Source organism: Achromobacter sp. Marseille-Q4954, from assembly GCF_943737025.1.
Taxonomy (GTDB): Bacteria; Pseudomonadota; Gammaproteobacteria; order Burkholderiales; family Burkholderiaceae_B; genus Achromobacter; species Achromobacter bronchisepticus_A.
In genome coordinates, this window is record NZ_CALSFQ010000003.1 from 1 (window position 1) to 12,736 (window position 12,736).

The window sequence follows — 12,736 nt, forward strand, 5'->3', positions numbered from 1 at the left end:
ACGACGGCCAGGCGGTCGACCCGGCGGGGTCCCTGCCGCCGAAGTAGGCGCTTAGAGTTGCACCAGCTGCTTGAGCGAATCCAGCTGCAGGATGCATAGCTCGCCGCGGCGGTCCGATATATAGCCCTGGCGTCGCCATTTCGAAAATATCCTGCTCAGCGTTTCGGCGCGCATGCCCAGCTTGACCGCTATCTGCGAATGGCTCAGCGGCAGCACCACGGGCCGGTTGTCTTGCGGCTTGCCCGCGCGCAGGATGTATTCGGCCAGGCGTTCCTCGGCCGAACTCGACGTCAGCCAATCGATCTGATCCGTGTGATGGCGGATCAGGTTGGCGCAATGCGCCATGACGCGGCAGGCGAAGCGCGCGTCGTTCAGGCAGAGCTGGCGGAATGCCGCGGCATTGAGCAGGCAGCCATTGCCCTCGGTACGCGCGCGCACGCCGTGCAGGTGCCGCGGCGTGGCCTCGAACAGCGTGGAAACGGACAGCCAGCCGCCCGGCCCGACATGGCCGAATACCTTGTCGCCGCCATCCGCCGTGTAGCGCACGCCCTGCAGCGATCCCGCGCACACCAGCAGGCAGGAGGAGGCCGCCTGGCCTTCCGAAAAAATCGTGTCGCCCGCGTTGAACTCCAACCAGCGGCTGCCGCCCGCCAGGGCGAGCAGGGCGGCATCGTCCACGCCATCGAACCAGGGATGCTGGCGCAGCGCCGCGATCAAGAGCGCGGATCGTGAATTGACAATAGTCATTTGGTCTGGGGGCTCTGGCAAATAGAATTAATGCGATTGATTCTTATTTGTAATGGTACCACTGCGGAGGCCGCCATCAATGACCGGCCTTTGCTGCGCAACCCACTCCCACATGACCATCTCAGCGTATTTCCGCACCGTCGCGGCGGCAGGGGTTTTCTTGTCGTCCGCCGCCAACGCGGCGCCCATCGTGTTCCAGGACATGCTGGGCAATCCCGTGAGCCTGTCAGCGCCAGCCCAACGCGCAGTGACCCTGCCGATGCCGGCCGGATCGCTGCTCATCTCGCTGGATGGGGGCGCACAGCGCCTGGCCGGCATGCATCCCAGCGCCCACGGGTTGATGAAGGACGGGCTGCTGGCGCGGATCTTTCCGGCCACGGCCCAGGTGCGCACCGACATCACCCGGTCCGGCTTCGTGCCCAATGTGGAAACGCTGCTGCAGATCCAGCCCGATCTGGTGTGGCAGTGGGGACACATGGGCGACGATCTGATCGCACCTCTGCGCAATGCCGGACTGCCGACCGCGGCGCTGGTGTACGGCACCGAAGACCGTACCCGCGTATGGATACGCCTGATGGGCCAGTCGCTGGGGCAGGAGGCTCGCGCGCAGTCCCAGTTGCGCTGGCGCGATCAGGTGCGCGCGGACATCCGCGTCGTCACCGATGGCATTCCGGCCGCCAAGCGGCCGGGGGTGCTGTACCTGTCGCGTTATGCGCCGCAGCTGCGCGCAGCCGGCGGCAACACCAGCTTCGAGGACGACATCACCCTGGCGGGCGGGCGCAATGTTTCGGCTGCCATCGCCAGCGGCCAGACCGTGAACATCGAGCAGATCATGGCCTGGGCGCCCGAGGTGATCCTGCTGAACAACTTCGAATCGGGATTGACGCCCGAAACCCTGTATGGCGACCCGCTGTTTGCCGACATCCCGGCCGTGCGCGATCGCCGCGTCTACAAGGTGCCGATGGGCGGCTATCTGTGGGATCCCCCCAGCCAGGAATCGCCCTTGTACTGGCAGTGGCTGAGCATGCTGCTGCACCCGGAAAAATTCTCCTGGCCCTTGCGGGACAACATCGCGCGGGCCTACGGCGAACTCTATGGATATCAGCCTGCCGCTGGCGAGGTCGACGCAGTGCTGCGCCTGAAAATGAACGAGGGAGCCGCGGGCTATGAACGCTTCCGTTGAAACGGCGCGCGCGCCTGCCGCGGGCACTTGCGCGCGGCCGGGGCTGTGGGCGTGGCCGTGGCTGCTGATGGCGCTGGCGCTGCCGGCGTCCGTGTTGGCGGCGCTGTGCGTCGGCCGCTACCCCCTGGCGCTGTCGCAGGTGTCCAGCGTGCTGGCCGGGCTCGCATTGCCGGACGGCCTGGCGAACTGGCTGCCGTCGGTCGGCGTCACGGAGCATCGCGTCGTGATGCAGGTGCGCTTGCCGCGCGTGCTGCTGGCGGTGCTGGCCGGATCCAGCCTGGCGATGTGCGGCGCGGCGCTGCAAGGCGCTTTCCGCAATCCGCTGGTCGGGCCGCAGATCCTGGGCATTTCCTCGGGCGCGGCGTTTGGCGGCTGCGCGGCTATCCTGTTGTTCTCATCGCTGTGGGCAACGCTGGGCCTGGCGTTTGCCGGGGGCCTGCTGGCGGTGGCCGTGGTCTATCTGCTGGGCCGTTCCAACGGCCGCACGACGATCCTGATGCTGGTGCTGGCGGGCGTGGTGACCAGCGCCTTCTTTTCCGCGTTGATCTCGCTGACCACGTACTTCGCGGATCCGAACGACAGCTTGCCGGCCATCGTGTTCTGGCTGATGGGCAGCTTCGCCACCGCAACCTACGTCAAGCTGGCGGCCGCCGTGCCGCCCATCGTGGCTGGCATGGCGCTGCTGGTCGCGCTGCGTTTCCGCATCAACGTGCTGTCCTTGGGCGACGAGCAGGCCAGCGCCATGGGTATCGCCGTGGAGCCCTTGCGTTGGCTGCTGCTGGGCTGCGCCACGCTGGTGGTGTCGGCCAGCGTGGCCGTATCGGGCACGGTGGGCTGGGTGGGATTGGTGGTGCCGCACATTGCGCGCATGTTGGTCGGCCCCGACCACCGGGTGCTGCTGCCGGCCAGCGCCCTGATCGGCGGCACCTACATGGTGTGGGTCGATACCGTGGCCCGCAGCGCCACCAGCGCCGAGATTCCGCTGGGCGTGATTACCGCGCTGATCGGCGCGCCGCTGTTCGCATGGCTGTTGCGCCGCGCCCAGAGCAAGGGGGCGCAGCATGCTTGAACTTGCACAACTGTCCGTGCAGGCAGGCGGCCGGCGCCTGCTGAGCGACCTGTCCTTGAGTCTGCCCGCGGGCCAGATCCTGGCCGTGCTGGGGCCGAACGGGCGCGGCAAGACCACGCTGCTGCGCACGATATTGGGGCTGAACCCTCCTGCCGCGGGCACCGTGCGCCTGCAAGGCCACGCCGCCTATGTTCCGCAGCGCAGCGACACGCTCTACGCCTACGACGTGCTGACCATGGTCAGCATGGGGCGCGCGCGGCATCTGCGCTGGTATGCGGCGCCTGGCGCCCGGGACTGGAGCATCGCTCGCGACTGCCTGGGGCAGGTCGGCCTGGGGCATCTGGCGGACCGCCCGTTCCACGCCTTGAGCGGCGGCGAGCAACAACTGGCCTGCATTGCGCGCGCCTTGGCCAGCGCCAGTCCCATCATCATCCTGGACGAGCCCGCGGCGGCCCTGGACCTGCGCAACCAGGACGTGGTTTTGTCGCTGCTGCGCCGGCTGGCGCAGGAGCAGGGCCTGGCGGTGGTTTTCACCACGCACCAGCCGCAGCACGCGCAACACATCGCCGACCAGACCCTGCTTATGCATGCCGGCGCTTGCGAAACCGGCCCCACCGCCAGCATGTGCGTGGACGAGCGCCTGAGCCGCCTGTATGGCCTGCCGGTGCGCGTGGCCACGTTGCACGGCGAGTCCGGCGACATCGTCGGCGTGATCCCCGTCTTCCGTTGAATCATGAAAAACACGATTGCCTACCTGAACAACTGGAGCGGGGACGGTCCCGCCGCGCTGACCGGCGGCGCCGCGCCGCGCGCGGCCTGCGTGCCGCTGTATCAACTGCATGAGCGCGATCTTTCCGGATTCCGCGCGCTGCTGCTCCCGGCGCACACGGACCAGCGCTATCTGTTGCAGCAGGGCGCGCTGCTGGAAGCCTATCTGGAATCGGGCGGCACGCTGGTCTTCAACGGCCATGTTGCCTATCCCTTTCTGCGCTGGCTCGCACCCTTCGTGCCGGGCTCCGGCGCGGGCATCGCGGGCCTGCGAGTGCAGCGCGCCGCGCCCCATCCGCTCTTTGACGGCGTGGATCCCGAGCACCTGACGTTCCGCCGCGGCGTGGCTGGCTTTTACGCCCGCGGCAGCAACCCCGCGCCGGCCGGCGCGCTGGTCCTCAACACGCTGGGACCTGACGCCCAGGCCGTCGATTGGATCCTGGCCCTGCCGGGCGGCGGGCGGCTGCTGGTGCATTCCGGCAATGACCTGTGGATGTATGCCGGCAGCGCCGACAGCGCCGGCCGCATCGTCCCGCAACTGTGCGCCTGGCTGAACGGAGACGCGGCATGACTGCAGGCCCCACCCCCGTGATCGCGGCGCTGGACGCCGGCACCTATTACCACCATCGCACCTTCCGCACGCCGGAGCTGATGCCGCATATCGACCGCACGATATACATCCGCGACCTGGACCCGGCCGCGCTGGAGGGCTGCGATGCGCTGATCGTGTCCTGCCGCAGCAATCCGGATCTGCTGACGCCGCACCGGGAACTCTGGCGCCGCTTCCTGGCCGCGGGCAAGACCCTGGTCGCCATGGGCGAAACGCATTCCGAACGCTGGCTGGACGGCGTGCGCTGGACCCCGTCCGAAGTGAACTTCTGGTGGTGGAAGGAGCCGGACGCCGACTCCGGCCTGCGCCTGGCGGCGCCCGAACATCCGCTGTTCCGCTATTTGACGCTGGCCGACGCCACCTGGCATCAGCACGGTTCCTTCGCGCCGCCGCCGGGCGCGCTGTCTCTGATCGACAAGGCCGGCGCCGGATCGGTGCTGTACGAAGACAGGTGCAGCACGCCGGGCCGGCTGATCGTGACCTCGCTGGACCCGATGTACCACCACGGCAGCTATTTCATGCCGGCGTCCAGCCGCTTCCTGCGCGGGTTTCTGCCCTGGTTGAAGGATTCCACGCCTGCCGTCGGTCAGGACATCCCTCCCGGCTGACGCAGCGCGGCTCTCCGCGCCCATTCCGATTTTGCCCCTCTCTCTTGTGTGCTTGTATGCAACGCTCCTATTTGTATGCCCCCTTGGTCGGCGCCGGACTGCTGACCGCCGCCATGGCCGCGCCCAGCGCCGCCGCCGACGTTCCGCAACTGCCGTCGATCCAGGTCACGGCCGAAGGCCAGCCCGATGACGGCCGCCTGCGGCCGATGGGGGCGACGCCGCCCGCGGCCTCGATCGACCACAATGTCACGCAGGCAGTCAGCGTGGTCGACAGCCAGGACATCGACCGGCTGAACACGATGAGCACGCTGGACCTGCTGGGCCGCGTGCCCAACGCCACCATCAGCCGCAGTGGGGGCATCGCCGGTACGCTATTTCTGCGCGGGCTGAACACCAACGACATGCGGGTGCCGATGTTCATCGACGGCGACCGCTTCCGCGGCCGCAATACGCTGCAGTTCATGCTGATCAGTCCGACCGAGATCGAACAAGTCGAAGTGGTGCGCGGGCCGAACTCCTCGCGCTTCGGCAGCGATGGCCTGGGCGGGCTGGTCAATTTCGTAACCAAGCGGGCGCACGGCAACCTGAGCCAGCCCTTCGGCCTGAACGGCGGCGAGGCTTCGGTCACGTACAACACCAACGGCGATGGCGTGCAGAGCAACGTGGCGCTGGAAGGCGCCGGCGACGGCTTCGACCTGCGCGTCTACGCCACCGGACGCCGCGCCAGCAACTATGACAGCGCGGCGGGCGAAGTGCCGAACAGCGACTTCCGCGGCGCGGGCGGGGGCATCGTGCTGGGCTACATGCCGGATGCGCGCCAACGCATCGAGGCCAGCGCCCGCGTGGCCTACGTCAAGGACGGCGCGGCCGGCACGGTGCCGCCGTATCCGCTGAGCTATAGCCGCCGCGATCCGCTCAAGGTGAAGCAGGGCAGGCTGGCCTACAGCGGCGAGTTCGACGGCGCCATCAGCGCGCTCAAGGCCAGCGTCTATGTGAACGAGTTCGGCACCGTCATGGCTACGCACAACGAAACCAATCCGGCGCGCGTGGTCGACGCGCGCAACAACGTGATCGGTCCCGTCGTGTGGGGCGGCAGCGTGGCCGCCACGGTGCCTTGGGCCGACACCAATACGACTTTTGGCCTGGACTTCATGCACGAGCGCCGTCCCGGATCGGAATCGCGCAGCGATATCACGGTGCGTCGTCCCAACGGCACCACCACCACCAGCACGCCCTACGTCAAGACCGGACCGGACCAGTACCAGACCAACGTCGGCGCGTTCCTGACCACGGAGTGGAAACCCGCTCCCAAATGGACCGTTACTGCTGGCGGCCGGTTCGACTGGTTCAAGTCCGACGTGGGACTGGAGCCCTTGCCGTCGCCCAATCTGCTGCCGGCATTCCGCGCCGCGCAGAACACGACCGAGACCGCCACCACCGGCAGCCTGGGGCTGTCCTACCGCGCCACCGAAGTCGTCGAACTGCTGGGCAGCGTGGGCAGCTCGTTCCGCATGCCGTGGACCTCGGAGATGTTCAGCAGCGGCTATACCGGCACCAGCTACACCATTCCGAATCCGGGCCTGAAACCGGAGCGCGGCGTGACCGTGGAGGCCGGCACCCGGCTGCACTTCGAGCAGGCCACCGTCGGCTTGACCGCCTTCAGCAGCAACTACAGCGACTTTCTGGAGAACGTCACCACCACCTATGAAGGCCTGCCCGCCACGCAGCGCCGCAACGTGGGCAAGGCGCGGATCCAGGGCCTGGAGCTGGATTGGCGCTGGCAGCTGAGCCGCGAGGTCAACCTGTACGGCAATGCCAGCTACCTGCACGGCACCAACCGCACGACCGACACGCCGCTGCAATCGATCGCGCCCTTCAGCGGCCTGGTCGGCCTGCAATACATGAGCCCCAATGAAGCCTATGCCTTGAGCGGCGAACTGCAATGGGCCAAGGGCCAGAGCCGCTACGCGGAACGCGCGGAGTATCCGGCGGCGGGCTTTGGCGTCGTGAATCTTTACGCCCAGTTCCAGCTGGATCGCCTTGGGCTGCCGCAGCTAGGCAATACCCAGGTCGTGCTGGGCGTGAACAACCTGTTCGACCGCGCCTACCGCACCGCGGCGACCTCATCCAACGTGGCCTACGCCATGACGGATCTGAATCCGCTGCTGGAACCCGGCCGCAGTTTCAGCCTGACGCTGCGCACGCGCTTCTGAGTAGGCTTGTCCGCCCCGGCGCGCCCAGGCGCGTCATTCAATCCCAGACCCACCCACGCGCAGGCGGGCCGCCATGGCGGCGGCCCGTCGCCGCGCACGATACGGAGAGAATCCATGATCACCCCTGAACAACAAGTTTCCTCATTGACCGTGATGGCCGAGGAAGGGCCGCTGCCCATCTGTTTCGACGCGGTCCAGGCCTATCATGGCCATGGCGCGCTTGCCATGCTGGCGCTGACTTTCCAGGGTCTGCGCGGCGCGCTGTCCAGGCTGGAACAGGATGGCGTGCCAGTGCCGCGCAAGGAGTTGTCCGTCATTAGCGGGCATCCCGGCCCAGGCGTGCGCGACGCATTCGAGTTCGTCACGCGCGCCGTCACGCGCGGTTGCTACGAGGTGGACCTGACGCTGCCCGAAGCGCGCTACAGCCGCGGCGCAGACAAGTCATACAGCTTCCATCTGCGCCGCGGCGCGCGCAGCGTCCAGGGCGTGTTGCGCCCCGGCGTGCTGCCGCCGGAATTTTTTGACTTGCTGGGAAATCCCGCGCCGGACGCCCAGCGCGTTCACGCCGAACTGCGGCGCGATATCGCCGCGCGGGTCATCGCGGCCGAGCCTGCAACGCTGTTCGATTTTCGGGCAATGGAAAGCCAGGAGGGCTGAGGCGGCAGGGACGGCGGGCCTGACGGGAGCTCACCCCACCGGCTCCTGCCGTCCTACAGCGCGGCATCCTGCGTCAGCGTCGATATGAACGCCGCCGTGCGCGGGTCCGCCGGCTGGCTGAACAGCGTGCGCGAGTCGCCGGATTCGACCACCGTGCCATCCAGCAGGAACACCACTTCGCGCGATACGCTGGCCGCCAGGCGCAGGTCGTGGGTGGCCATCAGCATGGTCATGCCTTCGGCGGCGAGCTGGCGCAGCACGTCCACCACTTCGGCGGCCAGGCCCGGATCCAGCGCCGAAGTCGGCTCGTCGCACAGCAGCACGCGCGGCGCGGGCGCCAGCGCGCGGGCGATGGCCACGCGCTGCTGCTGTCCGCCCGACAGGTTGGCGGGCCAGGCGTCGCGCTTTTCCAGCATGCCGACTTTGCGCAGCAATTCCTCGGCGCGCGCGCGCGCGCGGTCCAGCGGCCACTTCTGCACGGTCAGCAGGCCTTCCATGACATTGCCGATCACGGTCTGGTGCGGGAACAGCTGGAAGTTCTGGAACACCATGCCGGTCTGCTTGCGCACGCGCTGGACCTGGTCGCGCGAGAGCTTGCGGCCGGGTTCGAAATGCACCGTTTCCGGGCCGATCTCCAGCGTGCCTCGGTCCGGCACTTCCAGCAGGTTCACGCAGCGCAGCAAGGTGCTCTTGCCGCTGCCGGACGGGCCGATCAGGGCGGTGACGCTGCCTTCGGCGATGCTCACGTCCACCTGCTTGAGCACGGGATTGCCGCCGAACGCCTTTTCTATCTTTTCCAGGCGGATCATCGGTTTTTCTCGGTAAAGACCGCGTGCTGGCCGAAGCGCCGTTCCAGGCGCACCTGCGCGGCGGACAGGACGGAACTGAACACCAGGTAGATCAGCGCCGCCTCGGTGTACAGGATCAGCGGTTCATAGGTGACGGCGGCAATGCGCTGCGCCGCCTGGAAGATCTCGGGCACGGTCAGCACCGCCGCCAGCGAGGTGTCCTTGACCAGCGCGATGAAGGAATTGGACAGGGGCGGCACGGCCACCCGCGCCGCCTGCGGCAGAATGGTCCGGCGCAGCGCCTGCGCCCGCGTCATGCTCAGCGAGTACGCCGCTTCCCATTGGCCCTTGGTGATGGACTCGATGGCGCCGCGGATCACTTCCGAGTTGTACGCGCCCACGTTGAGGGTGAAGCCGATCAGCGCGGCCGGCAGCGGATCCAGCACGATGCCGACGCTGGGCAGGCCGTAGAAGATCACGAACAGCTGCACCAGCAGCGGCGTGCCGCGGATCAGCCAGACGTAGAAGCGCACCACGGCCACCAGCGGCGCCGGTCCGAACAGCCGGATCAGCGCCACCACGAAGGCCAGCGCCAGGCCCAGCGCGAACGACATCAGCGTCAGCGGAACCGTGAACATCAGCCCCGCGTGCAGCAGGGGCCAGAACGAGTCCAGCATCAGCTGCACCCAGGCCGGCACCGCCCAGTTGCCGAGTTGCGCCAGCAGCCAGTCGGGCAGGACGGATTGCAGCCAGGGGGGTAGCGTCATATGCGCTCCGCTCGCTTATTGCGCCGACAGGTCCGTGCCGAAATACTTGACCGAGATGGTCTTGTAGGTGCCGTCCGCCTTGATGTCGGCCAGCGCCTTGTTGATGGCGGCCTGCAGTTCGGGGTTGCCCTTGCGGATCAGCACGCCCGAATTGCTGAACTCGGCGGTCTTGTCGGTGGCGGCGATCTTTACCTTGGCATTGGGCTTCTGCTTCTTGAAGTCCAGGAACGACAGGTTGTCGTTCACCGTGGCCTCGACCCGACCCGAGGTCAGCAGGTCGATGGCTTCGTTGAAGCCCTGCACCGCGATCACTTCCGCGCCGTGCTGTTGCGCCAGCTTGCCGAAGTTGCTGGTCAGCGTGTTGGCGGATTTCTTGCCCTTCAGGTCGTCGAAGGACTTGATGCTGGTGTTGTCGTCGCGCACGATCAGCACGGCGGCGGACGAGATGTAGGGATCCGAGAAGTCGTACTTGGCGCGGCGCGCGTCGGTGATGCCGACCTGGTTGATCACCGCGTCGTAGCGCTTGGCGTCCAGGCCGGCGATCAGGCCGTCCCACTTGCCTTCGACGAATTGCGCCTTGACGCCCAGGCGTTCCGCGATGGCGCGGCCGATGTCCACGTCAAACCCGGTAAGCTGGCCGGATGCGTCATGGAAAGTGAAGGGGGCGTAGGTGCCTTCGGTGCCGATCTTGAACACGCCGGCGGATTTGATCTGGTCCAGTCCGGATTGGGCATGGGCCGCGGACAAGGCGGCGACCTGGACGAGGCCGGCGACGAACAGCGTACGGAAGAGTTTCATGGCGGTGCTCCACGGATGGCAGATATCTCGGTGGAGAGCATCCGTGCCTGCAATGCCCTCCGGCGTAGCCGCACTCTAACAACGCGTCTATTTTTCCACAAAGCATAAGGAATAGTAAAAATATAGCGGCAAGTCATATGGCGATACCCATGCTCCGGCGCGTTGCCGCCGGGGTTCATCCAGGCAGGACTTCAGTGGAGATCGGTGTGGAACAGCAATGGAACAGGCGGGCTTTCATGATCGCGGCCGCAGGCGCGGCAGCAGCAAGCGCAATGCCCGCCCAGGCCGCGGACGGCACGCGGCTGATGCCGGGCAGCGGCAGCATCACGCAGGTGGCGGGTTTGCGGGTGGGGCACTACACCGACACGCGCCGGCCCACGGGCTGCACCGTCATCATCGCCGAGGCCGGCGCGACCGCCGGGGTCGACGTGCGCGGCGCGGCGCCGGGCACACGCGAAACCGACCTGCTCAATCCCGTCAACATGGTGGAGAAAGTGCACGCCGTGGTGCTGTCCGGCGGCAGCGCCTTCGGCCTGGATGCGGCTTCGGGCGTCATGCGCTATCTGGAAGAAAAGAAGATCGGCTTCGACGTGGGCGTGGCGCACGTGCCCATCGTGCCTTCGGCCATCCTGTTCGACCTGGGCGTGGGCGACGCCTCGATCCGGCCCGACGCGGCCGCGGGCTACCAGGCCTGCAAGTCGGCCACGGACGCCGCGCCGCAGGAAGGCAACGTGGGCGCGGGGGCGGGCGCGACGGTGGGTAAGCTGTACGGTCCCAAGCGCGCCATGAAGGGCGGCATCGGCAGCGCCTCGCTGACCGTGGCGGGCGTGACGGTGGGCGCCATCGTCGCGGTCAATGCGGTGGGTGACGTGGTGGATCCGGCCACCGGGCGCGTCCTGGCAGGCGCGCGCACCGCCGACGGCAAGATGCTGCTGGATACCCGCGCCGCGATCCTGGCGGGCGATTTGCCCAAGTCCATGCGCCCAGGCACCGCCACCACCATAGGGCTGGTCGCCACCGACGCCAAGCTCACCAAGGCGCAGGCGCAGAAGATCGCCGGCATGGCGCATGACGGCCTGGCCCGCACCATCAATCCCATCCACACCATGCTGGATGGCGACACCATCTTCGCGCTGGGCACGGGCACGTCCGGCAAGCCGGGCAACGTGATGCTGCTGGGCGTGATGGCGGCCGAGGCGATGGCGATCGCGGTGCAGCGCGCGATCCTGTCGGCGCGCGCGCTGGAAGGCTATCCGGCGGCGGTGGACTTCGTTTCCTGACGGCCGCGCGTCCTGACCTCGGCCTGTCACACAAGGGCGCCATCATGGATGGCGCCGGCGCGTGGCCGGCGGGCGGAGGGCGTGCATGTACAAGGGCGAACGATTCAACGGCGCGACGCACCTGGCCGGCCTGGCGCTGGCGGTGGCCGCTTCGGGCGCCCTGATCGCCCGCGCCGCCGAACTCAAGGTGGACACGCGGCAGGTGGTTGCCTGCGCCGTGTTCGCCGCGTCGATGATCGCCGTCTATGCCTCTTCTGTACTGTTCCATTGCTCGCGCGGCCGCCGCAAGGCCTGGTGGGCCAAGGCCGACCATTGCGCGATCTACCTGCTGATCGCCGGCACGTACACGCCGCTGGCCTACGGGCCGGTGGAGCATGGCTGGGGCGCGGCCATGGGCGTGGCGATCTGGCTGCTGGCGGCGGTCGGCATCAGCCGCGAGCTGTGGTGGGCGCGGGGCGCGGCGCCGGCCCTGCCGCTTTATCTGGCGATGGGCTGGCTGGGCGTGATGTTCGCCGCGCCGATCGCGGGCGCCTTGTCCGCGGCTGGGCTGGCCTGGCTGCTGGCGGGCGCGGCGGTCTATACCGGCGGTACGCTGTTCTACGCCAACGACCAGCGCTGGCCGCATGCCCACGGCATCTGGCACCTGTTCGTCATGGGCGGCACCGCCTGCCACTTCGTGACGGTGTTCGGCTTCCTGCGGCTGAGCCCGGCCTGAGCGGGGTTTCAGCGGGCCGCTAGCGCCAGCTTGCCAGCGGCAGCATGCCGCCGCGGTCCTTCACTTTGCGCATGACGATATGCGAGGACAGGTTCCGCACGCCCGGGATCTTGCTGAGCTTGTCTTCGACGAACTGTGAGAACGCCTTCAGGTTGCGCGTGCACACCGTCAGGATGTAGTTGGACGCGCCCGTCACGATGCTGGCCTCGGTGATCTCGTCATGCAGGGCGATGCCGGCCAGGAATTCCTCGTGCCAGCCGGGACGCGACTGGTCCAGCGACACATGGACGATGGCCTCCAGCTCGAACCCCAGTTTTTCGGCGTCCAGCACGGCGCGATAGTGGCGGATCAGCCCGCTTTCTTCCAGCGCGCGCACCCGCCGCAGGCAGGCCGAGGGCGACAGCGCCACCTGCTCGGCCAGGTCCTGGTTGCTGAGGTGGCCGTTCTCTTGCAGCCGGTAAAGAATGCGCTGGTCTATGGCGTCGATCTGCATGGTGCAATCAAATTCCAAAAAAGTGGATTATGTGCAATTC

General features: G+C 67.6%; 14 protein-coding genes. 9 read left to right on the forward strand and 5 right to left on the reverse strand.

From position 1 onward, the window contains the following. Positions 1-51: 51 nt before the first annotated feature. The gene (locus NGK62_RS25505; RefSeq protein WP_165867971.1) at positions 52-747 is read right to left on the reverse strand and encodes a Crp/Fnr family transcriptional regulator; all 696 of its coding nucleotides are present in this window, start codon (positions 745-747) and stop codon (positions 52-54) included. 112 nt (positions 748-859) lie between these two features. Between NGK62_RS25505 and NGK62_RS25510 the strand changes: the two genes are divergently transcribed. The 7 genes from NGK62_RS25510 to NGK62_RS25540 all read left to right on the forward strand — a co-directional run bounded on the left by NGK62_RS25510 (position 860) and on the right by NGK62_RS25540 (position 7,855). Continuing rightward, entirely contained in the window at positions 860-1,930 is a 1,071-nt protein-coding gene (locus NGK62_RS25510; RefSeq protein ID WP_251880971.1) for an ABC transporter substrate-binding protein, read from the forward strand. Then, the gene (locus NGK62_RS25515) at positions 1,914-2,999 is read left to right on the forward strand and encodes a FecCD family ABC transporter permease (RefSeq protein ID WP_251880973.1); all 1,086 of its coding nucleotides are present in this window, start codon (positions 1,914-1,916) and stop codon (positions 2,997-2,999) included. The genes NGK62_RS25510 and NGK62_RS25515 overlap by 17 nt, the downstream gene beginning before the upstream one ends. After that, positions 2,992-3,729: an ABC transporter ATP-binding protein gene (locus NGK62_RS25520; RefSeq protein WP_118934779.1), complete on the forward strand. Its 738-nt coding sequence runs from the start codon at positions 2,992-2,994 to the stop codon at positions 3,727-3,729. The genes NGK62_RS25515 and NGK62_RS25520 overlap by 8 nt, the downstream gene beginning before the upstream one ends. 3 nt (positions 3,730-3,732) lie before the next feature. Continuing rightward, positions 3,733-4,338 carry a hypothetical protein gene (locus NGK62_RS25525; RefSeq protein ID WP_251880975.1) on the forward strand — a complete coding sequence of 202 codons (606 nt, stop codon included), beginning with the start codon at positions 3,733-3,735 and terminating at the stop codon, positions 4,336-4,338. Further along, entirely contained in the window at positions 4,335-4,985 is a 651-nt protein-coding gene (locus NGK62_RS25530; RefSeq protein ID WP_118934782.1) for a hypothetical protein, read from the forward strand. Before NGK62_RS25525 ends, NGK62_RS25530 begins: the two co-directional genes overlap by 4 nt. A 56-nt stretch (positions 4,986-5,041) precedes the next feature. Next, complete coding sequence (locus tag NGK62_RS25535; RefSeq protein ID WP_251880977.1) at positions 5,042-7,198, forward strand: TonB-dependent receptor; 2,157 nt, start codon at positions 5,042-5,044, stop codon at positions 7,196-7,198. A 114-nt stretch (positions 7,199-7,312) separates the two neighbouring features. Next, positions 7,313-7,855 (forward strand): hypothetical protein, encoded by a 543-nt coding sequence (locus NGK62_RS25540; RefSeq protein ID WP_251880979.1) that lies wholly within the window; start codon positions 7,313-7,315, stop codon positions 7,853-7,855. 53 nt (positions 7,856-7,908) lie between these two features. On the opposite strand, the gene NGK62_RS25545 is transcribed toward NGK62_RS25540, so the two are convergent. The 3 genes from NGK62_RS25545 to NGK62_RS25555 form a co-directional block, all read right to left on the reverse strand. Further along, complete coding sequence (locus tag NGK62_RS25545; RefSeq protein WP_251880980.1) at positions 7,909-8,664, reverse strand: amino acid ABC transporter ATP-binding protein; 756 nt, start codon at positions 8,662-8,664, stop codon at positions 7,909-7,911. Beyond that, positions 8,661-9,341: an ABC transporter permease subunit gene (locus NGK62_RS25550; protein WP_054452260.1), complete on the reverse strand. Its 681-nt coding sequence runs from the start codon at positions 9,339-9,341 to the stop codon at positions 8,661-8,663. Before NGK62_RS25550 ends, NGK62_RS25545 begins: the two co-directional genes overlap by 4 nt. A gap of 84 nt (positions 9,342-9,425) precedes the next feature. Further along, positions 9,426-10,208 (reverse strand): amino acid ABC transporter substrate-binding protein, encoded by a 783-nt coding sequence (locus NGK62_RS25555; RefSeq protein WP_013395870.1) that lies wholly within the window; start codon positions 10,206-10,208, stop codon positions 9,426-9,428. Between the two features lie 236 nt (positions 10,209-10,444). On the opposite strand from NGK62_RS25555, the gene NGK62_RS25560 reads away from it, so the two are divergent. Continuing rightward, a complete protein-coding gene (locus NGK62_RS25560) occupies positions 10,445-11,488 on the forward strand; it encodes a P1 family peptidase (protein ID WP_059377950.1) in 1,044 nt (347 codons plus the stop codon). A gap of 85 nt (positions 11,489-11,573) precedes the next feature. Continuing rightward, positions 11,574-12,203 (forward strand): PAQR family membrane homeostasis protein TrhA, encoded by a 630-nt coding sequence (gene trhA / locus NGK62_RS25565; RefSeq protein ID WP_251880982.1) that lies wholly within the window; start codon positions 11,574-11,576, stop codon positions 12,201-12,203. Between the two features lie 19 nt (positions 12,204-12,222). Here the strand turns inward: trhA and NGK62_RS25570 are convergent, their stop codons facing one another. Next, a complete protein-coding gene (locus NGK62_RS25570; protein WP_059377705.1) occupies positions 12,223-12,696 on the reverse strand; it encodes an Lrp/AsnC family transcriptional regulator in 474 nt (157 codons plus the stop codon). Between the last annotated feature and the right edge of the window lie 40 nt (positions 12,697-12,736).

Bases quoted from the DNA above. Each gene is read 5' to 3' on its own strand.
- NGK62_RS25520 (WP_118934779.1), top strand. From the start codon at position 2,992: ATGCTTGAACTTGCACAACTGTCCGTGCAGGCAGGCGGCCGGCGCCTG.
- NGK62_RS25515 (WP_251880973.1), top strand. From the start codon at position 1,914: ATGAACGCTTCCGTTGAAACGGCGCGCGCGCCTGCCGCGGGCACTTGC.
- NGK62_RS25505 (WP_165867971.1), bottom strand. From the start codon at position 747: ATGACTATTGTCAATTCACGATCCGCGCTCTTGATCGCGGCGCTGCGC.
- NGK62_RS25535 (WP_251880977.1), top strand. From the start codon at position 5,042: ATGCAACGCTCCTATTTGTATGCCCCCTTGGTCGGCGCCGGACTGCTG.
- NGK62_RS25540 (WP_251880979.1), top strand. From the start codon at position 7,313: ATGATCACCCCTGAACAACAAGTTTCCTCATTGACCGTGATGGCCGAG.
- NGK62_RS25510 (WP_251880971.1), top strand. From the start codon at position 860: ATGACCATCTCAGCGTATTTCCGCACCGTCGCGGCGGCAGGGGTTTTC.
- NGK62_RS25570 (WP_059377705.1), bottom strand. From the start codon at position 12,696: ATGCAGATCGACGCCATAGACCAGCGCATTCTTTACCGGCTGCAAGAG.
- NGK62_RS25525 (WP_251880975.1), top strand. From the start codon at position 3,733: ATGAAAAACACGATTGCCTACCTGAACAACTGGAGCGGGGACGGTCCC.
- NGK62_RS25530 (WP_118934782.1), top strand. From the start codon at position 4,335: ATGACTGCAGGCCCCACCCCCGTGATCGCGGCGCTGGACGCCGGCACC.
- trhA (WP_251880982.1), top strand. From the start codon at position 11,574: ATGTACAAGGGCGAACGATTCAACGGCGCGACGCACCTGGCCGGCCTG.
- NGK62_RS25545 (WP_251880980.1), bottom strand. From the start codon at position 8,664: ATGATCCGCCTGGAAAAGATAGAAAAGGCGTTCGGCGGCAATCCCGTG.
- NGK62_RS25555 (WP_013395870.1), bottom strand. From the start codon at position 10,208: ATGAAACTCTTCCGTACGCTGTTCGTCGCCGGCCTCGTCCAGGTCGCC.
- NGK62_RS25560 (WP_059377950.1), top strand. From the start codon at position 10,445: ATGATCGCGGCCGCAGGCGCGGCAGCAGCAAGCGCAATGCCCGCCCAG.